Origin of the sequence: Teichococcus deserti (assembly GCF_001982615.1) — a bacterium.
GTDB lineage: Bacteria > Pseudomonadota > Alphaproteobacteria > Acetobacterales > Acetobacteraceae > Pseudoroseomonas > Pseudoroseomonas deserti.
On sequence record NZ_MLCO01000044.1, the window covers coordinates 14,671 to 38,287 of the forward strand.

Below are 23,617 nucleotides of genomic sequence, written 5' to 3' on the forward strand. Positions count from 1 at the left end.
GAGGGGGCGGAAGCAGACTCCACGCCCGGATCAACGGGCGGGCTTCCCTCGGGGCCATTTGGATATATCATATTTGATCTGAGCGTCGCGCAAGGAGCGATCCATGGCCCCTCCCCTGCTTCTCGGCGCCTTGGCCGATGACCTGACCGGCGCGGTGGAGCTGGCCGGCATGCTGGTCGCCGGCGGCGCCGCCACCCTGCTGGCCGTCGGGCCCGAGGCGGTGCCCGACACGGCGGAAGGACGTCACGCCATCGTCGTCGCCTTGAAAAGCCGTGTCGCGCCGCCGCGCGAGGCCGAGGCCCTGGCCGATGCCTGCGTCGCGCGTTTCTCTGGCCTGAACGCACGCCAGCTTTTCTTCAAATACTGCGCCACCTTCGACAGCACCGCCGAGGGCAATATCGGCAACATGGCCGAGCGGCTCTGCGCCGGCGCGCCGTCGGGCCCGGTGATCTTTTGCCCGGCCTATCCGGAAGCGAAGCGCACCGTGTTCCGCAGCCATCTGTTCGTGGCCGACCAGTTGCTGGCCGAATCGCCCAAGCGGCACGACCCGCTGACGCCGATGACGCAATCCGACCTGCGCCGGGTGCTGGCGCCGCAGACGCGCCTGGGCATCGGCAGCCTCTTCCTGGAAGGCATCACCGCCGGCCCCGACTCTATCCGCCGCCACGCGGAGGCCGAGTTCGCCGCCGGCCGCCCCTTCCTGATCGCCGACACCGTCGTCGAGACCGACCTGCAGGCCCTGGCCGCCGCCAGCCTGGATTGGAAGCTGGCGACCGGCGGCGCCTCGATCGCGGCCCATTACCCGCCGCTGTGGCGGCAGCGCGGCTGGCTGGAGGGTGCCACGCCCCCTGCCCTGCCCGCGGTGCACGGCCATGGCGCCGTCCTGGCCGGCAGCTGCGCCGAGCAGACCCGCGCCCAGTTTTTCGCGTTCCGCGACGCCGGCCATCCGGTGCGGCTGCTCGATCCCCTGGCGCCGCTGGATCAGACCGTGGCGGCGGCGCTGGACTGGGCGACGCCGCGGCTGAGCGCCGGGCCCGTGGCGCTGTCGCCCTCGATCGAGCCGGAGGCCGTCGCCCGCGCCCAGGCCGCCCTCGGGCCGATCGAAGCCGGGCGGCGGGCCGAGGCGCTGCTGGGCGCGCTGGCCCAGGGCCTTGTCGCGCGCGGCGTGCGGCGGCTGGTGGTGGCAGGCGGCGAGAGCTCCGGCGCCGTGGTGCAGGCGCTGGGCATCACCCGCCTGCAGGTGGCGCCGTTTGCCGCGCTCGGCGTCGGGCGGTGCCTGGCCGAACAGCCCGAACCCCTGGCGCTGGTGCTGAAATCCGGGAAGCTGGGCGCCATCGACCTCTTCGCCAGCAGCCTGGCCGCCCTGGAGACCGCAGCATGACCGACAGCCTCGCCGCCTCCCTGGTCGAGACCTACAAGGCGCTGGCCCGGCATGGGCTGAACCATGGCAGCAGCGGCAATGTCAGTGCCCGGGTCGGCGCCGAGATGCTGGTGACGCCCACCGGCGCCACGGCAGAAAGCCTGACGCCGGCGCAGATGGTGCGCATGCCGATCCTGGGCCCGGCCGCCGCCGGCAGCGCGCCTTCCAGCGAATGGCCGATGCATGCCGCAGTCTATGCCGCCTGTCCTGAAGCCGGCTGCGTCATCCACAGCCATGCCGATGCCTGCACCGCGCTGGCCTGCCTGGGCGAGCCGCTGCCCGCCTTCCACTACATGGTGGTGGGCTTCGGCGGCGCCACGGTGCCCATCGCCCGCTATGCCGCCTTCGGCACGCCGGCGCTGGCCGAAGCCGCCGGCCACGCCATCATCGGCCACAAGGCCTGCCTGCTGGAAAACCACGGCATGATCGTGCAGGGGCCGGATGCGGCGACGGCGCTGGCCACCGCGCTGCGCCTGGAAACCCTGGCGCGCCAATTCCTTCTCGCGCGCGGCGCCGGGACGCCCCGCATCCTGTCGGCCGAAGAAGTCGCCGCGGCGAAGGAGCGCTACAAGACCTACGGCAAGCCGGTTCCGCGCTAGCGCCGCGCCAGGATCAGGGCTGCAGCGACCAGCTGCAGCGCTCCCGCCGCCAGGAACAGCAGGGCAGAATCGAAGCGCAGCAGGCCGAAGGTCACCGGCGCGAAGGCATAGGCCGCCTGTCCGGTCGCGGTGACCAGGGCCACGGCGCGTGGCAGGTCCTCGGCGCGGAAGTCGCGCTGGGCGATCAGCGGCGGCAGCGAGGTGGCATTGCCGATGCCCAGGCCAAACAGCGCGCAGCCTGCCAGCATTACCGGCACCGAGCCGAAGGACCCGGCCAGCATCAGCGCCGAGCCCGCCGCCTGCACCACCCCGTTAAGCGCCGCCGCCTGCCGCCGGCTGGCCCCGGGCCGCAGCAACCGCCCCACCACCATCCGCCCCAGGATGGCGCAGCCCGTGGCACCCCCCATGGCCAGCCCGGCAGCGCCCGCGCCCAGCATTGGCACCAGGATGGAAAAGAGATGCGCCACCAGCCCGATCTGGGCGAAGAGCGCCAGGCTGGCCGCCGCCGTCAGCGTCGCGAAGCGCGCATCCCGCCAGGGATTCCCTGTCAGGGGCGCCGCCTCGATGGGCGGCGCGGCCGGACCCGCTGACAGTGCCTCGCCATCCGGCTGCTGGCCCATCGCAGCCGGCGTCGGCGCGAAGAACCGCCCGGCCATCCACCACAGCAGCACAGCGAAGATGGCGCCGACCAGCCCGGCGGCGGCGGAAAAGCCCAGCGCACCGATCAGCGCCACCCAGAGCGGCGACATGATCAGCCCGCCGAAGCTGGCGCCGTTGTAGGCCATGCCCAGCGCCATCGGCCGGCGGTGGATGAACCAGGGCGCGACGGCCGCGTTCAGCGCTGCGCCGCTGGTCACCGCCCAGCCGGCGGCGCTGAGCGGCACCGCCAGGAACAGCTGCCAAGGCTGCTGCGCCGTCGCCCAGCCGAGCAGCCCGATGGCCGTCAGCGCAGCACCGGCCCGCAGCACCGCAACCTGGCCGAAACGCCGGTGCAGCCCGGCAAGCTGCGACACGACCGCCGCCCCGGTCAGAAACTGCACGGTGATCGCCGCCGAGAGCAGCCCGATCGGCCAGCCATGCTGCTGCGACAGGCTCTGCAGGAAGATGGGCGGGCCGTAGAAGCCGATGCCCCAGGCGAAGAAGGCGGTGACAAAGCCCGCCTGCACCACCTTCCAGCCAAAGAACCTCGTTTCGGTCTTCATCGCGTCAGGCCCGTCCGGTGGGATGGCGGCAGCATGGCAAGGCCGTGCGGTGACGTCTGCCCCCCGGCGCGTGGATTCTGGTTCCGCCCGGGCGGAGGAAGATCCTGAATTGTCGGTGAAGGCCATGGCGCGGCTCCTTCTGCAGCCGACCTTGTCGCGACTGCGGGGCGCGGGATGCTACGGCGCCGGTCGAAGCATGACGCAGCCCGCCGTGATAGAAAGAAGGCCGCACTGGGAAGGAAGCGCATGCTGAGCACCGCAGGCTTCGCCGGCATCGCCGCGCTGATCGGCGACCCGGCCCGCGCGACCATGCTGGCCTTGCTGCTGGACGGCCGGGCGCTGACGGCCAGCGAGCTCGCCGCCGCGGCCGGCATCACGCCGCAGACCGCCAGCGCCCATCTGGCCCGCCTGACCGAGGCCGGACTGCTGGCGATGGAGCGGCAGGGGCGGCATCGCTACCACCGACTGGCCTCGGCGGCGGTCGCGCAGATGCTGGAGAGCATCATGGCCGTCGCCGCAGGACAGGTGGCAGTTGCCCCGGTCCGGCCGCGCACCGGCCCGCGGGATGCGGCGATGCGGCTGCTGCGCAGCTGCTACGATCATCTGGCCGGCCAGGTCGCCGTCGCCCTGGCCGACCGGCTGGCGGCGCGTGGCCAGATCGAGCTGTCGCCCGATGGTGGCGCGCTGACCGAGGCCGGGCGGGGCTTCTTCGCCGAGATGGGCTTGGCCCTGCCGGAGGCGCGCGGCGGCCGCCTCATCTGCCGGCCTTGCCTGGATTGGAGCGAGCGGCGCCCGCATCTGGCCGGCCGGCTGGGCACGGCGCTCTGCGGCTTCTGCCTGGAGCAGGGCTGGATGCGCCGGGTGGGCGACAGCCGGGCCATCACGGTGACGCCGCTCGGCTGGCAGGCGCTGCATCAACGTTTCGCCCTGTCGCCGCAGGACTTCTGAAGCGCCGCGGTTTTCCCTTGTAAAACTGCCGGGGTGAGACGCCGTGGCGCCGCCATCTAGCAGCGCCACGACGAAGAGAAATTTTCCCTTGTAGAACTGGTGAGGGAAACTGGTCGGGCAGGGGAGGGACGTGTAGAGGATTCCTCGACAGCTACGACGAGGTCGCCATGCCAGCCCGCACCGTCAAGAAACCCGAGCGATGCCGGACCATCCTGGTCTCGAGCCCCAAGGGCGGCGTGGGGAAATCGTCTCTGGTCCGCAACATTTTGGTCGCGGCCGCCAAGCGCGGGCTGCGGGCCGAGGGCGTCGACTTTGACCCCCAGGGCACGCTGCACAAATGGGCGATCCGCCGCGAGCGGGTGCGCGAAAGCTTTCCCGAATGCCCCGAGGTGCCGGTGCGCGAGGCCGAGCTTGGCAATTGGCGCAATGCGCTGAAGCCGGGGGAGGGGACGCAGCTGCTGGTGTTGGACACGCCGCCCAGCATCGAGGTGCATTACAGCGCTGCCATCAGCCTCTGCACCTCGGCGGATTTCGTGCTGGTGCCGACGGGGGCGACGCAGGACGATGTCGACAGCGTCATGCCCTGGATGGCGACCCTGGCCTCGGCCGAGGTCAAGGCGGCCTTCATCCTGAACAAGGCCAATCGCCGCACCAAGAGCTATGAAAGCATCCGCGCCAAGCTGCTGCAGGGCGGCGCGCTGTGCCCGATCGAGATCCCGCTGCTGGAGGATATCCATGTCAGCGCCGGCAAGGGGCTTGGCGTGCTGGACTTCAACCGTGGGCGCGCCAACGACACCTTCGAGGCGCTCTGGTCCTATGTCGCGCGGGAGGTCGGCCTGTGAAGCGCCCTGGATTGTCGCGCAACGCGCTGAAGTCGCTGGATGTCGACCAGAGCGCCGCGGGCGCACCGCCGGATCGCCGCGCCAAGGACATCGCCGAGCTGATCACGGTGGACGAGGAGGCGATGCGCACCATCGCCAAGGTCTTCGCCGGCACCAGCCTGCCGAAGGACCCTCGCAAGGTGCGCTCGCTGCTGAAGCTGCGCGGCGAGGTGAACGAGGCCTGGAGTCAGGCGCGCAACGCCTTCGTGCAGATCGGCCGGGCGTTGAACGACCTGGACAGCGAGCTGACGCGGGATGAGCGTGACCGGCTGCGGCTGGGCTTCCAGCAGCTGTTCCCCTTCAGCGAGACGGTGGCCAGCCAGTTCCGCCAGATCGCACTCGCCGTCGATGAGGGGCGGCTGCCGCTCGAGGTGCTGCCGGGCTCCTACGGCACGGCCTACCAGCTTGCGCTGCTGAAGCCGGCCGAGCTGGAGGAGGCACAACTGCGCGGGCTGCTGCGCGCCGATGTCACCCGCAACGCCGTCATCCAGTTCCGCCGAGAGGTCCTGGCTGTCGCCCGGCATCGCCCGGCGGGCCTGGACCGCAACCGCCTGCTGGCCGAGCTGCGCCGCATCGAGGCCGACCGCCGTCGCCTGGTGGAGCAGCTGGCCAGGCTGCGGGTCCGCCGCCGGCAGATCAGCGCCATCCTGTCCGGCGAGGAAGGATAGCTGCGTGGAGTCTGCTGCCGGGCTTGGAGTCTGGTGCCGGCCGCTCCCTTGACGCTCCGGCCGTGGAGTCTGGTTCCGCCCTGTGGAGTCTGGTTCCGCGTGGAGTCTGGTGCCCGCCGGGGCTGAGTCCATGAAAAAAGGCGCCCGGCGAGGGGCGCCTTCCGGCAGGGTAGGGCAGGGAGAACCCCTTAGAGCTTGGCGATCGCCGGCCGGGAAGGGGACAGCGTGATGCCCCGCTCGGTGACCGAGACACGGGCATCCGGATAGGCGGCCAGCGCCAGTTCCAGGCATTCGATGAAATGCGCGCGGAACTTGCGGATCAGCTTGAAGCCGCCGCCGAACTGCGCGTGCAGCGCCATCCAGCTGACCTCGACATCCCGCGTCAGCACGTGCAGGCGATAGGCCAGCCAGATATAGACGTCGATCACCATGGAGCGCGGCCCGATGGCGCGCAGCGCGTTCTCCGAAACGGGGACGGGATGGTCCTTCAGTGCGCGGTAGAATTCCTCGTTCAGCAGCACCCGGTCCTGCCACAGCGCCGGCTGGTCGGAGACCATGTTGGACATGCTGATGCTGCCATCGACGAAGCCGCCATGGCGCATCACCTCCTTGCCGGCGCGGTCGGTGAAGAACTGCAGGCGGCAGTTGGAGATGCGCTTCGCCTGCTCGTTCACCAGCTTGTAGGTGGTGCCGCCGATGGACAGCCCCATGCTGCCCAGCCAGACCCGCATGCTGCGGCCGAGCTCGATCTCGCGCGAGCCGGCGCGCACCGCCTCGCTCTGCAGGAACAGCAGGATGAAGCGGGCATAGGAGCCGTAAGGAATGCCGGTCGGCTTGCCCGAGCGGTCATAGCCGGATTCCAGCAGCAGGGTCAGGTTGTGCCCCTCGCGACGCCAGACCACGTCGGTTTGCGGCTTGTGCGGCAGCGAGGTCAGGGCGAAGCCGCTATAGGTGAAGCCGATCTTCTCGGCATCTTCCGACAGGACCTGGTAGGCAGCTTCCACCAGCAGCCGTTCATGCTTGCTGTCGGCCTGCTGGCGGGCGTGGTCGATGCCATGCCGGATGATGAGCTGATGAACCTCGGCCATGGCGCAAAATGGTCGCCAAGCCTGTCTCTCGTCAATTTGGAGTCTGCTTCCAGAAGCAATTCGAAGGCTATTTGATTCTTCTATTAGTCTGTGGACCCAGGCTCCACGGGACAAGCGCGAGTCGCGGCGCCAGACTCCATAGAAGGCGGAAACTGACTCCTGGGGATCTTCGTCTCCCGCTGTGGATATCCTGCGATGGCCGTGTGGAGTCTGGTTCCGGGCAGGTCCCATTCGCAGCATTCCCAGCGGGTTGGCGGGCGATGCCGCGACTCGGTCACAGGCCGGTGCGGCGGAACAGGCGGCGCAGCCAGGGCAGCTGGTTGCCATAGGGCGGGTAGCGGGTCGGCAGGTCGATGCGCGGGCTCTGCTGGTAGAGGCTGCGCGGGTTGCTGAAGTCGCGGAAGCCGGCCTCGCCATGCGCGCGGCCCTGGCCGCTGGCGCCGACGCCGCCGAAGGGCAGGCCGGGCACCGCTGCCTGCAGCACATTGTCGTTGCGGACGAAGGCGCCGGAGCGCGTCGCGGCCTGCAGCCGCCCGGCCAGCGCCTCGTCGCGACCATGCAGATAGGTGGCCAGCGGCGAGGGCCCGGCCCGCAGCGTCGCGACCAGCCCGCGCTCGTCATGCCAGGGCACCACCGGCAGGATCGGCCCGAAGATCTCCTCGCGCAGCAGGGGCGAGTCCGGCGCGACATCGACCATCAGGGTCGGCGCCACATGCAGCCGGCCGGCGGCCATGCTGCCGCCCTGCAGGATCTGGCCCTGGCCCAGCAGCCCGGCGATGCGGTCGAACTGGCCGCGATGCGCCAGGCGCTGCGCCGCCGCGCCATCGGCCCCGTAGAAGTCGATCATCGCCTGGCGCAGGGCGTCGAGCAGGCGGTCGCGGAGATCCTCATGCACCAGCACGTGGTTCGGCGCGATGCAGGTCTGGCCGGCGTTCAGGAACTTGCCCCAGACGATGCGGCGCGCGGCGATGCGCGGATCGGCGGTCGGCTCGACGATGGCCGGATTGCAGCCGCCGAGCTCCAGGGTGCAGCTCGCCAGGTTTGCCGCCGCGGCCAGCGCCACCTTCCGCCCGGTGGCCACCGAACCGGTGAAGAAGATGTGGTCCCAGGGCTGCGCGGTCAGCCGCGCCGCGAGGCCGGCATCGCCCTGCAGCAGCCGGACGTGACCCGGGTCGAAACTCTCCTCCACCAGTCGTTGCAGCAGCGCGGCGGTCGCCGGCGCGAATTCCGAAGGCTTCAGCAGCACGGTGTTGCCGGCGGCCAGCGCGCTGACCAGCGGCATCAGCGCCAGCTGCAGCGGGTAGTTCCAGGGGCTGAGGATCAGCACCGCGCCGCGCGGCTCCGGCTGCAGCGCGGCGCGGGCTGGCCAGTGCAGCGGGCCCATGGCAACGCGGCGCGGCCGCATCCAGCGCGCCAGGTGCTTCTGCACATGCGCCAGCTCCTGCCGCAGCGGCAGGACTTCCGAGGTCCAGGCCTCGAAGGCGGGCTTGCCGAGGTCACTGTGCAGCGCTTCGAGGAACGCGTCTTCGAGGCGCGCCAGGCCCTGCGCCAGCCGGCGCAGCGCGGCCCGCCGGGCTTCCAGCGGACGCGTCGCGCCGGTGTGGAAGAAGGCTTGCAGCGCCGTCAGCGCAGCCGTGTCGGGGCAGGGATGCATCCCTGCCCAGATAAGCCCGCGCCGCGGCGCCGCAAGGGTCAGGCGGCCAGGTAGCCCAGCTGCCGGTCCATCGCCTGGGCCGCCGCGCTGCGCTCGGCCGCCGGGCCGAAGCCGCCGCCGCCCGAGGTCTCCAGCCGGATGGTGTCGCCCCGCATCAGCCGCAGGTTGTTCACCTTGGAGCCCAGCGCCTGCCGCGCGCCGCCACGGATCAGGAAGAGCGCGCCGGCGCTGCCCGGCTCGCCGCCTTCGAGCCCATAGGGGCGGTGCTTGAAGCGTTCGAGGTTGGCGGTGAAGACGGCCTCGGCGCTGTCGATGCGCCATTCGCGGAACAGGCCGAGCCCGCCGCGCTGCCGCCCCGCGCCGCCGGAGCCCGGCAGCAGCCCGTAGCCGGTCAGGGTGATCGGCAGCTCGCTCTCGATCATCTCCACCGGGATGTTCGAGTTGTTGTGCATGCCGTAGGTGTAGCCGTTCAGCCCATCGGTGTCGTCATGCGCGCCGCTGCCGCCGACCTCGATCTCAACCAGCACGCCGCGCTCGCCCTGCTCGCCGATGGTCTGGAAGGAGCAGACATAGCTGACGCCGTAATAGGCCGCCGGCACCCGCCCCGGCACCGCCTTGTGCAGCGCGCCGAGCAGCGTCGTCGCCAGGCGGTGGCCGGTCGCGATGCGGTTGGCGACCGGCGCCGGATGGCGGGCGTTGACGATGCTGCCCTCCGGCGCGATCACCGTGACCGGGCGGTAGCAGCCGGCATTGGGCGGGATCTCCGCATCCGCGATGGCCATCACCGCATAGGAGACCGCGGAGCCCGAGGAGGCCAGCGTCGCATTCACCGGCCCCACCGCCTGCGGGCCGCAGCCGGACAGGTCGATCACCATCTCCTCGCCGCGCACTTCGACCTCGGCATGGATGCGGATCGGCCTGGCGTCGATGCCGTCGTCGTCGAGGAAGTCCTCGAAGTCGTACTTGCCGTCGGGAATGCGGCCGATCATCGCGCGCATGGCGCGTTCCGACCCGTCCAGGATGCGGGCGCAGGCCTCGGTCAGCGTGGTCGCGCCGACGCGGTCGGCGAGCTTGCGGATATTCGCCTCGCCCACCGCCAGCGAGGCCAGCTGCGCCTGCAGGTCACCCCAGAGCATGTCGGGGCGGCGGACATTCTGGCGCATCATGGCCAGCAGGTCGTCGTTGATGACGCCGGCCTTGACCAGCTTCAGCGGCGGGATGCGCAGCCCTTCCTGGAAGACCTCCGTCGCCGTCGCGGCATAGGAACCGGCGGCCATGCCGCCCATGTCGAGATGGTGGCAGAGCGTGCCGACGATGGCGACGCGCTGGCCCTCGGCGAAGACCGGGCGGAAGGCCAGGATGTCGGGAATGTGCTGGCCGCCGCAATAGGGATCGTTGGTGATGACGACATCGCCGTCTTCCCAGCGCTCCAGCGGCAGGTGGTCGCGCAGCACGGTGCGCAGCCCGGTGCTCATCGAGTTCAGGTGCTGCGGGATGCGCGCCGACTGCGCGACATTGTCGCCATGCGCGTCGAAGATCGCCGTCGAATAGTCCAGCAGCTCGCGTACGATGGTGGAGCGGCTGGTGCGCCAGACGGTGACATCCATCTCGGCGGCGGCGGCGGTCAGGGCGTTGCGCAGGATTTCCAGCGCGATGGCGTCGAGGGGGGTGCTCATGCCGCGAGGGCCTCCGTCTGGCCTGCGCTCTGGCGCCGGGCGATCAGCGTGTGGTCGGGGCCGGGGGCGCAGCGCCAGCCTTCGGCGAGAAAGATGGTGGTGTATTCCTCCTCGATCAGCGCCGGGCCGCTGACCGGCGCGGTCAGCTGCTCGCGCTGGTGCACCGGCACCTCGCGCCAGGCATCGCCCAGCCAGATGCGGCGGGCCTCCGGCTTGCGGTCGGCGCCGAGGCCGGGGGCGCGGCGGGTGCGGGCGCGCGCCAGCAGGCCGGTGGCGGAAAGCCGCAGCGCCACCAGCTCCACGGGGGCGGCCGTGTTGCTGTAGGAGAAGCGGCGGGCGTGCTCGGCATGGAAGGCCGCCAGCAGGGTGGAGAGCGCGGCGGGCTCGGCGGCCGGGGCCTCCCAGGGGATCACCAGCTCGAAGGCCTGGCCGCGATAGCGCAGGTCGGCGGAGACGTTGAAGCGGCGCTCGCTGGCGGGCACGCCATCGGCGGCCAGCAGCGCGTCGCCCTGCTCGCGCAGCTCCTGCAGGAAGGCGGCGATGCGCGGCAGGTTGTCTTCGATCGCCGGCATGACGCGGCTGCGCGTCAGGTCGTGCATGATGTCGGAATGCAGGATGCCGAAGGCGGAGAAGGTGCTGGCATCCGCCGGGAAGATCACCTCCGGCACGCCGAGCTCCTCCGCGACCGGGATGGCATGCAGCCCGCCGGCACCGCCGAAGGACAACAGGGAAAACTCGCGCGGGTCGAGGCCTTTCTCGAACAGCGAGAGCCGCGCGGCGGCGGCCAGGTTGGTGTCGGTCACCGCCAGCATTCCGGCGGCCGCCTGCTGCGCGCCGAGGCCGAGCGGCGCGCCGATCCGCGAGACGATGGCGGCCTCCGCGGCCGGCGCGTCCAGCGGCATGGCGCCGCCGAGGAAGAAGCGCGGGTCGAGCCGGCCGAGGGCGATATTGGCATCGGTCACCGCGGGCTCGGTGCCGCCGCGGCCGTAACAGACGGGACCCGGGCGGGAGCCGGCGCTGCGCGGGCCGACACGCAGCCGCCCGGCATCGTCGACCGAGGCCAGCGAGCCGCCGCCGGAGCCGATGGTGCGGATCTCGATCATCGGCAGGCGCACCGGAAGCCCGTCGATCTCGCCCTGGGTCATGCGGGTGACGCTGCCCTCATGCACGACGCAGATGTCGAAGCTGGTGCCGCCCATGTCGACGCCCAGCAGGTTCGGCCGCTGCAGCGATTCCGCCATGCGCAAGGTCGCCAGCGCGCCGCCGGAGGGGCCGGAGAGCAGCAGCCGCGCCGGCTGGCGCGATGCGACCTCCGCCGAGCAGACGCCGCTGTTCGACTGCACCAGCAGCAGCCGGCCGGTGATGCCGGCTTCCGCCAGGCGCCCGGTCAGCCTGGCGAGATAGGCGCCGACGACGGGCATCAGCAGCGTGTTCAGCGCTGTGGTCGAGCTGCGCTCGTATTCGCGGATCTCCGGGCTGAGCTCGCTGGAGAGACAGAGCGGCAGTTCCGGACACGCGGCGCGAATGGCCTGCGCCAGGGCCTGCTCATGCGCCGGGTTCACATGGGCGTTGAGCAGGCAGATGGCGACGGCCTCGGCGCCCAGCGCGTCGAGCGTCTCCAGCAGCGGCGCGATCGAAGTGGGATCGATCGCGCGCTCGACGCTGCCGTCGCCGCGGATGCGTTCGGCGACGCCCAGGCGGCGGTCGCGCGGGATCAGCGGCGCATCGTGATGCGGCTTCAGCCCGTAGATGTCCTTCCGGCTATGGCGGCCAATTTCAAGAATATCCTCGAAGCCTGCGGTGGTGAGAAGGACACCCTTGGCCAGGCGGCGCTCCAGCACGGCATTGGTCGCGATGGTGGTGCCGTGCAGCAGCAGGCGGATGTCGGTCAGCGCGAAGCCATAGCGCGTGGCGGCCTCGTTCAGCCCGGTGATCAGGCCGATCGAGGGGTCTTCCGGGGTCGTCGGCGTCTTCAGGCTGCGCAGCGCGCCGCTGCGCTCGTCCAGGATCTGCAGATCGGTGAAGGTGCCGCCGATATCGATGCCGATTCGGATGAAGGGATCAGGGGACACGGGAACTCCGCTCGCAGCGTGCTGCGCTGGGGATGGAGGGATGCATGGCGGTCAGCCCAGGACCTGCGGCAGCCAGGTGGCGAGCTCCGGCCAGGCCAGCAGGGCCGCGACCGCCACGAGATAGGCTGCGAGGAAAGGCATGACGCCGGCGAAGACATCGGTGATCGGCCCGCCCTTGGGGCGCATGCCCTGCAGCACGTACATCACCGTGCCGTCGGGCGGGCTGATCTGCGCGATCTCCACCAGCATGGTGACGATCACGCCGAACCAGATCGGGTCGTAGCCGAGGCCGACGACGATCGGGAAGACCACGGGCACCGTGGTGATGATCATGGAGAAGCCCTCCATGAAGGTGCCGAGCGCGAAATACATGCCGATGATGGCCAGCATGATGGCCCAAGGGGGGACCGGCAGGCCGCCGATCATCGTCGCCACCGTCTGCGGCACGTCGAGCCCGGTCAGCACGTAGTTCAGCAGATAGGCGCCGAGGATGATCAGCCCGAGCAGCGCGGTGTTGCGCGCCGTCGCCTCGGCCGAGGCGTTCAGCATGCGGAAGCTGAGCTTGCCTTCCAGTGCCGCGAAGCCGGCGGCGCCGACGACGCCCAGCGCCGCGGCCTCGGTCGGCGTCGCATAGCCGCCATAGATCGAGCCGAGCACCAGCAGCATCAGCAGCAGCGTCGGCACCAGCCCGCCAAGCGCGCGCAGCTTCTCGGCCAGCGGCACGGGGGGCGGCTTCGGCAGCGGCGAGCGCAGCCCATGCGCGGTGATCACCGCGACGAAGAGGGCGGTGACCAGCACGCTCGGGATCAGCGCCGCGATATAGAGCGCGCCGACCGAGGTCTCGGTGATCAGCCCATAGACGATGAAGGTGATGCCGGGCGGGATCAGGTTGCCCATGGCGCCGCCGGCGGCCAGCGAGCCCAGCACCATGCGCTGGCTGTAGCGGGTGCCCTCGAAATAGGGCAGCGCGACCGACCCCATGGTCGCCGCCGTCGCGACCGAGGAGCCCGAGACGGCGGAGAACAGCGCGCAGGAGGCGATGTTGGTGTGCAGCAGCCCGCCCGGCAGCCGGTTCAGCCAGACGTTCAGCGCGCGGTAGAGCCGGTCCGACAGCCCCGCGCGCAGCAGGATCTCGCCCATCAGCAGGAACAGCGGCACCGCGATCAGGACGAAGTTGCTGGACGGGCCCCAGAAGGTCTGGCCGGCAAACAGCCAGAAGGGCCGGTCAGAGAACAGAAAACCGGCGAGCAGCGCCAGCAGGCCGAGCACGGCGGCGATATGCACGCCGGCGCCGAAGAACACCATGAAGACCGCGACCAGGCCCAGGATTTCTGCCAGTGGCAGGGCTGGGCCGCCGCCCGCGGCGGCGAAGAACAAGGCTGCCAGGAGTGCGACGAGGAACAGAAGAGCGATCATGCGGCGCGCTCCCGCGCCATGGCGACGGCTTCCAGCGCCTCTTCCGCCTCGTCGTCGATGGTCCGCGCGCCGAGCAGCGCATCGGCCTCGGCGAAGCGGCCCAGCGCCAGCTCCAGCAGCGATTCCAGCAGCAGCGCCAGGATCATCGCCACGAAGGCGAAGAGGCCGAAGGTCCAGACCCCCTGCGGGATCGCCATCGGGATGCGCAGCTTGCTGTTGTCATGCGCGTCGAACATCAGCGACTCATCCAGCAGCGACCACGCCGCCCAGGCGGCGAAGACGGCGAAGCCGGCGAGCAGCACGAGGGCCAGCACATGCAGCACGGCGCGGATGCGCAGCGGCATGCGGTTGACCAGCACGTCGACGCGGATATGGGCGCGCGCCGCCAGCGTATGCGCCAGCGACCAGGAGATGCCACCGGCCAGCATGTAGCTGGTGATCTCCACCGTCGCCGCGCTGGAGACGTGGAAGACCGAGCGCCCGACGATGTCGGCGGTGATGAACAGCGCGCAGAGGATGTAGTTCCAGCCGGCCAGATAGGCCATCACGGCGGACAGCTTCGCGATCCCCTGGCGCAGCGCCTGCGCCGCGCGCAGCGGCGCCGGGGCGGCAGCCCCGGCAGCGCGCCTCACGGGCGGTACTCCACGCCGGAGATCGGCGCGATCACCTGGTTGTAGATCTCGCCGCAGCGCGCGCCGCAGCGCTTGACGAAGCCGGGCAGCACGGTGCTGCGCAGCGTGGCGCGCACCAGCTCGCGGTCGGCCTCCGTCGCCGCCACTTCGGTCATCGGCCGCGCCGCGAGCTGGTGCAGCCTGCAGCCTTCGGGCTTGCCGGTGTTGCAGTCGAGCCCGTCGCGGGTCGCGGCGGCGCCGAGATCCCAGAGCTTCTCATGCATCTCGGCGAAGGTCGCCTCCAGCAGGCCGCGCACCTGCGGGTCCAGCCGGTTCCACCAGGCCAGGTTGACCATGTAGCCGGCGACCGACCAGGAGAGCGGGAGGTCGGAGATATGCGAGGTCACCTCCGGCCAGCGCGCCGAGGCGCCGCTGCCGGTCCCGGTCACCGCGCAATCCACCACCCCGCGCTCCAAGGCGCTGTAGACCTCGGGAAAGCCGACGCTGACCGGCAGGCCGCCGATCTTGTCGATCAGGTCGACCAGCGAATTGCCGAAGGTGCGGATCTTGCGCTCGCGCAGCTCGGCCAGCGAGCGGAAGGGCTGGCGGCAGAACAGCACCTGCGCCGGGAAGGGGTAGAGCACGACGAGGCGGGTGTTGAACCGCTCGAGCTCCTTGTTGGCCACCGGCAGCACGGCTTCGGCGATGCGCTTGGCGGTCGCGATGTCGGCGCTCAGCCCGGCCAGGTCGATGCCGTCCAGGAAGGGCACGTCGCCCGACAGCGTCGACAGCGTGCCCGCGCCGATATCCGCCTGGCCGGAGCGCACCAGCCGGACGATCTCGTTGCCGCCCAGGTTGCGCTCGGCATGCGAGCTCAGCTGCACGGTGATGCGGCCGTTGGAGCGCGCCTGCAGCTGCTCGCGCAGCAGCGGCGTGTCGACGCGGGTGAATTGCGGCATGGTCGGCAGCGGCTGCGTCACCGCGACGATGCGCAGCTTCGGCCCGTCGGGAAGCATGGCCGGCGCCTGTGCCTGCGCGGCGAAGGATGTCAGCCCGAGCCAGGCGGCCAGGCCGCCCGCGATCCATTTGTTCATTCTCGTGAAGCCCCTGTTGCTCTGCTGGCGGCTTCCGTTTGAGTGGCTCTCCCGGCGCCGCGCTTGATCGCAGCTGCATTGCCGGCCATCGGATCGCAGGGCCGGATCGCTGTCGAATCCTTAATTTGGATCGAACCGATAAAAGGAATTTATCAGGCGAGACAAAACCGAATGAAAACAAGAGCAGGGGTAATGACGTCCCCCTGCACCCCCTTCTTCTTTCTGTCAGGCTGCCGCGCCAGGGCAGCAGCGCGGGACGCCGCCCTACAAGTGCTCCGCCAGACGGCGGGCCTCGCCGGCGACCGCAGCCGCCAGGTGACTTTTGGGGCTGCGCAGGTAGCTCAGATGGAAGGCGTTGCGCGGCAGCGTGACATCGGCCACCTCCAGCTGGCGCAGACGGCCGGCGGACAAGTCCTGCTGCGCCATCAGCAAAGGCAGGATCGACAGGCCGACGCCATCCAGCACCAGCCGCGTCATCGCCGTCAGCGAGGTGCTGCCCCAGAGCCGCAGCCCGGGCGTGCCGCTGGCCTCCAGCGCCCGGCGGATCTCGGCCGACAGGGGCGAGCTGTGCGAGAAGCTGACCACCGGCCAGGGCAGCAGCTCCGCCATCCGCAAGGGGCGTTGCGGCAGGTCGATATCGGCCCGCGCCACCCAGCCCAGCTCGACCTGGCACAACGCCGCATTCACCGCCCGTGGATCCTCGACCGGCCCGACCAGCATCACCACGTCGAGCGCCCCGTCCAGCAGCTGGTCGCGCAGGTTCGGCGTGATGTCGACGACGATATCCAGCACCAGCGCGGGATAGCGGCGGTGGATGCTCTCCATCAGCTGCGGCAGCAGCGTGTGCACCAGCGTCTCCGCCAGCCCCAGGCGCAGCACGCCGTCCATCGTCGCCGGGGCGGCCACGGCCTGCAGCATCTCGCCGCGCAGCTCCAGCATGCTCTCGGCATAGCGCAGCGCGGCCACCCCCTCCGGCGTCAGCGCAGTGCGCCGCAGCCGGTGCTCGAACAGCGTGACGCCCAGATCCTGCTCCAGCTGGCGGATCCGCGCCGACAGCGCCGGCTGCGTGGTGTTCAGCCGCTGCGCCGCGGCGCGGAAGCCGCCCAGCCGCGCGATCCAGACGAAGGTCTCGAGCGACTTCAGGTCGCGCATCGGCAACAGGGCGGCATGGCAGGTCCGGGCAGGGGCGGGTGCCAGGATAGGAACCGCCGCGCCGCCCGGGCAAGGATGGTTATCCACAGATTCGGTGGACCGCTTTGTGGATAACGCTGTGGACGGCGCGGTCCGGCGCAGCGGGCGCCGCCCCCGCTAGGCTTCCGCGCTGCGCTGCGGCAGGATGCGGCCATGGCCCGCATCCTCCCCGTCGCCTCCTTCGACTGCACGGTCTTCGGCGCCACCGGCGACCTGACCATGCGCAAGCTGCTGCCCGCGCTCTACCACCGGCACCGCGACCGGCAGTTCCCCGACACCAGCCGCATCATCGGCGCGGCGCGGGGGCAGCTGGACGATGACGGCTTCCGCCGCCAGGCCGAGGCGGCGCTGCGCCAGCACCTGCCGGCCGATGCGCTGGAGGCCGCGACGCTGCAGGAGTTCCTGGCCCAGCTGCACTACCGCCCGATCGAGGGCAGCGGCGAGGGCGGCTGGGAAACCCTGGCCGCGACGCTCGCCGAGCGGCCGGGCCAGGTGCGGCCCTTCTACCTGGCGACCTCGCCGGAGCTCTATGGCCCGATCTGCCAGCGCCTGGCCCGCCACGGCGCGCTGTCGCCCCAGGCGCGGGTGGTGCTGGAGAAGCCGATCGGCCACGACCTGACCAGCGCCCGCGACATCAACCGCGCCGTCGGCGAGGTGCTGCCGGAGGCGCAGACCTTCCGCATCGACCATTACCTTGGCAAGGAGACGGTGCAGAACCTGATGGCGCTGCGCTTCGCCAACCCGATCTTCGAGCGGCTCTGGCATGCCGACATGATCGACCACGTCCAGATCACGGTCGCGGAGGAGGTCGGCATCGGCGGCCGCGGCGGCTATTACGACCGGGCCGGGGCGCTGCGCGACATGGTGCAGAACCACATGCTGCAGCTGCTCTGCCTGCTGGCCATGGAGAGCCCGATCTCGCTCGACCCCGACGCGGTGCGCGACGAGAAGGTCAAGGTGCTGCGGGCGCTGAAGCCGATCGCCCCGCACGAGGCGCATCTGGCCACCGTCCGCGGGCAGTATACCGCCGGCGCCATCGCCGGGCAGCCGGTGCCGGGCTATCGGCAGGACCTGGGCGGCGAAGCCAGCCTGACGGAATCCTTCGTGGCGCTGAAGCTGCAGATCAATTCCTGGCGCTGGGCCGGCGTGCCCTTCTATCTCCGCACCGGCAAGCGGCTGCCGCGCAAGGTGTCGGAGATCATCATCGAGTTCCGCACGCCGCCCTTCAGCATCTTCCCGCGCGAGGCGGTCGGCATGCAGCCCAACCGGCTGCTGATCCGGCTGCAGCCGGAGGAAGGCATGCGGCTGGAGATGATGACCAAGGAGCCGGGGCCGGGCGGTCTCCACCTGCGGCCGACCGGGCTCGACATCTCCTTCGAGAAAACCTTCGGCCAGCGCTACCCGGATGCCTATGAACGGCTGCTCATGGACGTGGTGCGCGGCAACACCACGCTGTTCATGCGCCGTGACGAGGTCGAGATGGCCTGGCAATGGGTCGAGCCCATCCTGCAGGGCTGGACCGACCGGCCGGAAACGCCGCGTCCCTATGCAGCGGGCAGCTGGGGGCCGACGGCGGCCATCGCCATGATCGAGCGCGATGGGCGGACGTGGTACGAATCACTCGAATAAAAAAAAAGGCCGGGGGAAAGAATTCCCCCGGACCCCCATCTTCTTTCTGGTTAGATAGGGCGGTTACGCAGGGCTTCCGCTTCCGCGTAGAATTTCTTCTCCCACTCCTTGTGGTTGTCCAAGCCCTCGCGGATGAAGGGGGTGAACACCGCCAGGTTCAGCAGCAGCCAATTGGTCAGGCGCGCCGGGAAGCTCAGCGGCTTCACGAAGTCGACGAACAGCACCACGCGGGTCTGGTCGGTGTGGTTCCAGGCCTCGTGCTCATAGGCGTCGTCGAAGATGAGGGCCTGGCCCTCGTGCCAATGGCAGACCTGCTTGTCGACGCGGATCGCCAGGCGCTCGCTCTGCTCCGGCACGATCAGGCCCAGATGCAGCCGCAGCACGCCGTTATAGGGGCCGCGATGCGCGGGCAGGTGCTTGCCGGGCTCGAAGATCGAGAACATCGCCGTCTTCAGCCCCGGGATCTTCTGCACGATCCGCCAGGTTTCCGGGCAGCGCTTGATGTTCTCGTCCGAGGACAGGCCGTAGCCCGCCAGGAAGAAGGTCTTCCAGGCGCTGTCCTTGCTGATCGTCTGCACGTCGGTCGAGATGTCGTGGAAGCTCGGCAGCTCGGACTGGCGCAGCAGGACGCGCTCCAGCTCCTTGCGGATCAGCGGCCATTCGCGCTCGACCTCGGCGGCCCAGGGGAAGGTGGCATTGTTGAAGACCGGCGGATTGCCGACCTTGCTGTAGCGCAGGTTGAGCCGCTCGGCACCGGAGACCAGGCTCATGAAGAAGCGGGTCATCAGGCTGGGACGCGCCATCGGCGCGATGTTCGCGGTGCCGAAGATTTGCTGCGGCTCAGCCGGCTCGGCCGTGCGGGGCGTGCCCTGTTGCAAGCTGATCTCCTGATCCTTTGTCTGCGGCCGCGGAGCTTCTGCCCGCTTTCACCGGCCTCCCGCGATGCCGCGGATGGGGTGGCCCTTGCACGTGATTATACGCGCTTGCGAGTCATTGTCATGGTCCGGTCATGCGCGGCCCTCCTCACGGGCGCGGGAGCGATGCCGGCCAGGGCTTGACAGAAGGTTGGAGCCGAGGGTGGCGCAGGGCAGGATGGCCGGCAGCGGCCCGCCCGAGGCCGCGCGCAGCAGGAGAGGACAGGCGGACCATGGCCCAGGCAGCCTATCGCGGCGTGTTTCCGGTGGTGCCCACCATTTTCGACGCCAAGGGCGCGCTGGACCTGGAGGGGCAGCGTCGCGCGGTGGATTGCATGATCGATGCGGGATCGCAGGGATTGTGCATCCTGGCCAATTTCTCCGAGCAGTTCGTGCTGTCGGATGCCGAGCGCGAGCTGCTGCAGGACGAGATCCTCGGCCATGTCGCCGGCCGCGTCCCGGTGATCGTGACGACCACGCATTTCTCCAGCCGTCTCTGCGCCGAGCGCAGCCGCCGCGCCCAGCAGGCCGGCGCGGCGATGGTGATGATCATGCCGCCCTATCACGGCGCGACGATCCGGGTCGGCGAGGCGGGCGTGTACGAGTTCTATCGCCAGGTGTCGGAGGCGATCTCGATCCCGATCATGATCCAGGACGCGCCGGTGGCGGGGACGCCGCTGCCGGTGCCGCTGCTGGCGCGGATGGCGCAGGAAATCCCCAATGTCGCCTATTTCAAGATCGAGGTGCCGCAGGCCGCGTCGAAGCTTCGCGCCTTGATCGAGGCGGGGGGCGCTGCCATCGAGGGGCCGTGGGACGGGGAGGAGGCGATCACGCTGCTGGCCGACCTGGATGCCGGCGCCACCGGGGCGATGACGGGCGGCGGCTATCCGGACGGGATCCGGCAGATCACCGATCCCTATTTCGCGGGCGACCGCGCGGCGGCCGTGGCGGCCTATCAGCGCTGGCTGCCGCTGATCAATTACGAGAACCGTCAGGCGGGGCTGCTGGCGGCCAAGGCGCTGATGCTCGAGGGCGGGGTGATTCGCTGCGATGCCGGCCGGCATCCGCTGGCGCCGATGCATGAGGCGGTGCGGGCCGGTCTGCTGGAGATCGCGCGAGGCCTGGACCCGGTGGTGCTGCGCTGGGGCCGCTAGCGCGCGGCAGCACGGACAGAAAAAAGAAGGGGTCCAGGGGAATTCATTCCCCTGGCCTGTTCATCATCATCTTTCTGTACTTCATCTGATCCTCGTACATCTCCTTGAAGATCGCGTATTTTCTGTCGTGATATCGCTGGGCGGCGGGGTCCGGCCGGATCGTCTCGCCCGCCCCGCTCATGCTGTCCATCGCCTGATCGAGGTCGCCGAAGGCCTGTCCGGCCACTGCCCCCAGCATGGCCGCGCCGAGCAGGATGGCTTCGGGCTCGCGCGGCAGCACCAGCGTGCAGCCGGTGGCGTCGGCGTGCTCGCGCAGGAAGACCGGGTTCTTGGTGCCGCCGCCGCAGGCCAGCACGGTGTCGATGGCGTAGCCCTGGCGGTTCATGGTCTCGATGATGTGGCGGGTGCCGTAGGCCACGGCCTGCAGGGTGGCCAGGTAGAGCCGCGCCAGGTCGTCGGCGGTGGCCGACAGCGTCAGGCCGGAGATCATGCCGGAGAGCGAGGCGTCGCCGCGCGGCGAGCGGTTGCCGTGGAAGTCGGGCATGACATGCAGGCCGGCGGTCAGGCGGGCAGGGTGGTCGAGGCCCTCGGCCAGCCGCTCCAGCCGGGCGTTGAGGGCCTGGTAGATGGTCTGGCCGGCGGCCTCGGCGCGGGCGCGCTCTTCCGGATAGGCGGCGTGGGTGGTGATGACGTGGTCGATCAGGGCGCCGGTCGCCGACTGGCCGCCTTCGTTCAGCCAGAGGCCCGGCAGCATGGCCGAATGGTAGGGGCCCCAGACGCCGGGCACGAAGCGCGGCTCGGGCGCCACCGCCATGTGGCAGGAGGAGGTGCCGCCGACCAGGGCCAGCCGCCGGTTCAGCGCCGGGTCGCCAGGGAGCGCGGCGCCGATGACGCCGAGGCCGCCGGCATGGGCGTCGATCGCCGAGGCGCCGACCGGGATGCCGGCGGGCAGGCCGAGCTCGGCCGCGGCCTGCGGCTGCAGGGTGCCGACCCGTGCGCCGGGCGGCAGGATCGTCGTGCCCAGCCGGGCGAAGCCTTCGTCGGCCAGGACACCGAGGCCGATCGACCGGAAGAAGCCCTCGTCCCAGCGGTTCTCATGCCCGAGATAGGTCCATTTGCAGACCGTCGAGCAGAGCGAGCGCGTGGTGCTGCCGGTGGCGCGCCAGGTCAGGTAGTCGGGCAGGTCGAAGAAATGGGCGGCGCGGTCGAAGCTTTCGGGCAGGTGCTCGCGGAGCCAGAGCAGCTTGGGCATCTGCATCTCCAGCGAGACGCGGCCGCCGACATAGCGCAGCACATCGTGCTCGCCGGCATTGATGCGGGCCGCCTGGTCGGCGGCGCGATGGTCCATCCAGACGATGATGTCCTGCCCGGGCGCGCCGTCGGGGCTGACGGTGACCGGGCGGAACGCGCTGTCGAGCACCACCAGCGAGCAGGTGGCGTCGAAGCCCAGGCCGCGGATGGCGACCTCGCCGAGCCCGGACAGCGCGCCGCGGATGGCGGCGGCGATGGCGGACCAGATGTCGTCGGAGCTCTGCTGGACATGGTCCGGCGCCGGGCGCCAGGCGCGGATCGCCTGGGACGCCTGGCCAAGCATGCGGCCGTCGAGCGTGAAGGCGCCGGCCCGGGCGCTGCCGGTGCCCACGTCGATGCCGATGACGATGTCCTGCATGCGGGGCGCCTCCTGGTCTGACGAGCCGGCGGGTTACGGAGCGGGGGGGGCCACGTCAAGCCGGCAGCCGGCGGCGGTGAGCGCCGCGGCCGGCGCCTTGGGCAGGCTGACATCGGTCAGGATGCGGGCGAAGGCGGAGACGGGGGCGAAATAGGCCGGCTTCAGCTGGCCGAGCTTGGAGCCGTCGACCACCAGCAGGGCCTCGGCGGCGCTGGCCAGCGCCATCTGCTTCACCGGCACCTCGTTGAAATTGGTGCAGGTGACGCCCTGGACCGCGTCGACGCCGCCGGCCGAGATGAAGGCCTTGTTCAGGCGCAGGCGGCGCAGGCTGGCCAGGCCTTCATCGGAAGAGAACGTATGGGCGGTGGCGTGGAACAGCCCGCCCAGCAGGATCAGCCGGGTGTTCGGCCGGCGCGCCGCCAGGTTGGCGATGTTCAGCGCGTAGCAGACGATGGTCAGCTGCGGCCCTGGCGGCAGGCTTTCGACGAAATGCGGCATGGTGGTGCCGCAGTCGACGAAGATGGCGTCGCCGTCGCCCACCAGCCGCGCCGCATGGGCGGTGGCCTGCCGCTTGGCGGCGGCATGCTGGTCCTGCTCGAATTCCAGGGCGTAGTGGCCGTTGCGCTGCAGGCTGCCGACCGGGACGACATGGCCGCCCAGCAGGGTCAGCCGCAGCCCGGGTTGGGCCAGGTCGCGCCGCAAGGTCATCGAGGAAACGCCGAGGTGCTGCGCCGCATTCTCCAGGCGCAGGGTGCCGCTCTGGCGCAGCAGCTCTTCCAGCTGGGCCAGGCGGCTGGCGCTGCGGCGGGTCCTGGCGGCGTTGGCCAAGCTGTCCTCCTCCCGATCCTTCCTGATGGGGTCGCCGCTTGACGACGGCGGACCGTGATGTGAGGATTATAACAACTGTTACTAATCTGACAAACGCGCGGTGGCGGTTTTCCGAGGGAAAAGCGGCTGCCGCGGCGACGAGGATGCTGCCGTGACCCTGTCCGAAGCCCAGCTGGCCAACGCCGATCTCGCCAAGCTGATCGACCACACCCTGCTGAAGCCCGAGGCCTCGGCGGCGGAGCTCGGGCGCTGGGCAGCGGAAGCGCGCGAGCACGGCTTCTGCTCGGTCTGCGTCAACCCGGTGCATGTGAAGCGGGTTTCCGACCTCCTGGCCGGCAGCGGCGTGAAGACCTGCTCGGTGGTGGGCTTCCCGCTGGGCGCCAGCACGGCCGCGGCCAAGGCGCATGAGACGGCCGGGGCCGTCGCCGATGGCGCCGACGAGATCGACATGGTGATCAATATCGGCGCGCTGCGCGACGGGCGCCTCGACGAGGTGCAGGCCGATATCGCCGCGGTGCGCGCCGCCTGCGTCGGACGCGTGCTGAAGGTCATCATCGAGACCTGCCTGCTGACCGACGACCAGAAGCGCACCGCCTGCGCGCTGTCGGTCGCGGCGGGTGCCGACTTCGTGAAGACCTCGACGGGCTTTTCCAGCGGCGGCGCCACCGAGGCCGATATCGCCTTGATGCGCGGCGTGGTTGGTGCTGCCCTGGGCGTCAAGGCCTCGGGCGGCGTGCGGACGCGCGCCCAGGCGGAGGCGATGATCGCGGCCGGTGCCTCGCGCATCGGCGCCAGCTCGGGCGTCGCGCTGATCGGCGCGGCGCCGGCGACGTCCGGATCCTACTGAACCACCGGCTACCGGCCATCGCGCCCGCAGCCGGGCGCGCCCAAGGGAAGGAAACA

The 23,617-nt window shown here is 70.5% G+C and carries 20 protein-coding genes; 8 read left to right on the forward strand and 12 right to left on the reverse strand.

What is annotated here, in order from left to right; genetic code table 11:
- Nucleotides 1-103: 103 nt before the first annotated feature.
- The gene (gene otnK / locus BKE38_RS06110; RefSeq protein ID WP_076956473.1) at nt 104-1,381 is read left to right on the forward strand and encodes a 3-oxo-tetronate kinase; all 1,278 of its coding nucleotides are present in this window, start codon (nt 104-106) and stop codon (nt 1,379-1,381) included.
- A complete protein-coding gene (locus tag BKE38_RS06115; protein WP_076956474.1) occupies nt 1,378-2,019 on the forward strand; it encodes a class II aldolase/adducin family protein in 642 nt (213 codons plus the stop codon). Before otnK ends, BKE38_RS06115 begins: the two co-directional genes overlap by 4 nt.
- Here the strand turns inward: BKE38_RS06115 and BKE38_RS06120 are convergent.
- Nucleotides 2,016-3,221 carry an MFS transporter gene (locus BKE38_RS06120; protein ID WP_076956475.1) on the reverse strand — a complete coding sequence of 402 codons (1,206 nt, stop codon included), beginning with the start codon at nt 3,219-3,221 and terminating at the stop codon, nt 2,016-2,018. The genes BKE38_RS06115 and BKE38_RS06120 overlap by 4 nt on opposite strands.
- 246 nt (nt 3,222-3,467) lie before the next feature.
- Between BKE38_RS06120 and BKE38_RS06125 the strand changes: the two genes are divergently transcribed.
- The 3 genes from BKE38_RS06125 (at nt 3,468) to BKE38_RS06135 (ending at nt 5,718) form a co-directional block, all read left to right on the forward strand.
- A complete protein-coding gene (locus BKE38_RS06125; protein ID WP_076956476.1) occupies nt 3,468-4,169 on the forward strand; it encodes an ArsR/SmtB family transcription factor in 702 nt (233 codons plus the stop codon).
- 167 nt (nt 4,170-4,336) lie between these two features.
- Complete coding sequence (locus tag BKE38_RS06130; RefSeq protein WP_076956477.1) at nt 4,337-5,011, forward strand: ParA family protein; 675 nt, start codon at nt 4,337-4,339, stop codon at nt 5,009-5,011.
- Entirely contained in the window at nt 5,008-5,718 is a 711-nt protein-coding gene (locus BKE38_RS06135; protein ID WP_076956478.1) for a hypothetical protein, read from the forward strand. Before BKE38_RS06130 ends, BKE38_RS06135 begins: the two co-directional genes overlap by 4 nt.
- Nucleotides 5,719-5,906: 188 nt before the next feature.
- On the opposite strand, the gene BKE38_RS06140 is transcribed toward BKE38_RS06135, so the two are convergent.
- The 8 genes from BKE38_RS06140 to BKE38_RS06175 form a co-directional block, all read right to left on the reverse strand.
- The gene (locus BKE38_RS06140; RefSeq protein WP_076956479.1) at nt 5,907-6,806 is read right to left on the reverse strand and encodes a replication protein RepA; all 900 of its coding nucleotides are present in this window, start codon (nt 6,804-6,806) and stop codon (nt 5,907-5,909) included.
- Between the two features lie 274 nt (nt 6,807-7,080).
- Nucleotides 7,081-8,460: an aldehyde dehydrogenase family protein gene (locus tag BKE38_RS06145; RefSeq protein WP_076956480.1), complete on the reverse strand. Its 1,380-nt coding sequence runs from the start codon at nt 8,458-8,460 to the stop codon at nt 7,081-7,083.
- Nucleotides 8,461-8,498: 38 nt separating this feature from the next.
- Nucleotides 8,499-10,136, reverse strand: a complete 1,638-nt coding sequence (locus BKE38_RS06150; protein WP_076956481.1) for a hydantoinase B/oxoprolinase family protein — start codon at nt 10,134-10,136, stop codon at nt 8,499-8,501.
- Nucleotides 10,133-12,208, reverse strand: a complete 2,076-nt coding sequence (locus BKE38_RS06155; RefSeq protein ID WP_076956482.1) for a hydantoinase/oxoprolinase family protein — start codon at nt 12,206-12,208, stop codon at nt 10,133-10,135. Before BKE38_RS06155 ends, BKE38_RS06150 begins: the two co-directional genes overlap by 4 nt.
- A 51-nt stretch (nt 12,209-12,259) precedes the next feature.
- Nucleotides 12,260-13,624, reverse strand: coding sequence for a TRAP transporter large permease (locus BKE38_RS06160; protein WP_083747328.1), 1,365 nt, complete (start codon nt 13,622-13,624; stop codon nt 12,260-12,262).
- Nucleotides 13,621-14,256 (reverse strand): TRAP transporter small permease subunit, encoded by a 636-nt coding sequence (locus tag BKE38_RS06165; protein ID WP_076956483.1) that lies wholly within the window; start codon nt 14,254-14,256, stop codon nt 13,621-13,623. The genes BKE38_RS06160 and BKE38_RS06165 overlap by 4 nt, the downstream gene beginning before the upstream one ends.
- Nucleotides 14,253-15,329, reverse strand: a complete 1,077-nt coding sequence (locus BKE38_RS06170) for a TRAP transporter substrate-binding protein (protein WP_076956484.1) — start codon at nt 15,327-15,329, stop codon at nt 14,253-14,255. The genes BKE38_RS06165 and BKE38_RS06170 overlap by 4 nt, the downstream gene beginning before the upstream one ends.
- Before the next feature lie 264 nt (nt 15,330-15,593).
- The gene (locus BKE38_RS06175) at nt 15,594-16,481 is read right to left on the reverse strand and encodes a LysR family transcriptional regulator (RefSeq protein WP_076956485.1); all 888 of its coding nucleotides are present in this window, start codon (nt 16,479-16,481) and stop codon (nt 15,594-15,596) included.
- A gap of 192 nt (nt 16,482-16,673) precedes the next feature.
- Between BKE38_RS06175 and zwf the strand changes: the two genes are divergently transcribed.
- A complete protein-coding gene (gene zwf / locus BKE38_RS06180; protein WP_076956486.1) occupies nt 16,674-18,149 on the forward strand; it encodes a glucose-6-phosphate dehydrogenase in 1,476 nt (491 codons plus the stop codon).
- A gap of 50 nt (nt 18,150-18,199) precedes the next feature.
- Here the strand turns inward: zwf and olsC are convergent, their stop codons facing one another.
- A complete protein-coding gene (olsC, locus tag BKE38_RS06185; protein WP_076956487.1) occupies nt 18,200-19,027 on the reverse strand; it encodes an ornithine lipid ester-linked acyl 2-hydroxylase OlsC in 828 nt (275 codons plus the stop codon).
- A gap of 269 nt (nt 19,028-19,296) precedes the next feature.
- Between olsC and BKE38_RS06190 the strand changes: the two genes are divergently transcribed.
- Complete coding sequence (locus BKE38_RS06190; protein WP_076956488.1) at nt 19,297-20,217, forward strand: dihydrodipicolinate synthase family protein; 921 nt, start codon at nt 19,297-19,299, stop codon at nt 20,215-20,217.
- Between the two features lie 43 nt (nt 20,218-20,260).
- Here the strand turns inward: BKE38_RS06190 and BKE38_RS06195 are convergent, their stop codons facing one another.
- Both BKE38_RS06195 and BKE38_RS06200 read right to left on the reverse strand, forming a co-directional pair.
- Entirely contained in the window at nt 20,261-21,886 is a 1,626-nt protein-coding gene (locus BKE38_RS06195) for an FGGY-family carbohydrate kinase (RefSeq protein ID WP_076956489.1), read from the reverse strand.
- Nucleotides 21,887-21,919: 33 nt separating this feature from the next.
- Nucleotides 21,920-22,714 carry a DeoR/GlpR family DNA-binding transcription regulator gene (locus tag BKE38_RS06200; protein ID WP_076956490.1) on the reverse strand — a complete coding sequence of 265 codons (795 nt, stop codon included), beginning with the start codon at nt 22,712-22,714 and terminating at the stop codon, nt 21,920-21,922.
- A gap of 151 nt (nt 22,715-22,865) precedes the next feature.
- On the opposite strand from BKE38_RS06200, the gene deoC reads away from it, so the two are divergent.
- Nucleotides 22,866-23,561: a deoxyribose-phosphate aldolase gene (gene deoC / locus BKE38_RS06205; protein ID WP_083747329.1), complete on the forward strand. Its 696-nt coding sequence runs from the start codon at nt 22,866-22,868 to the stop codon at nt 23,559-23,561.
- Nucleotides 23,562-23,617: the final 56 nt, after the last annotated feature.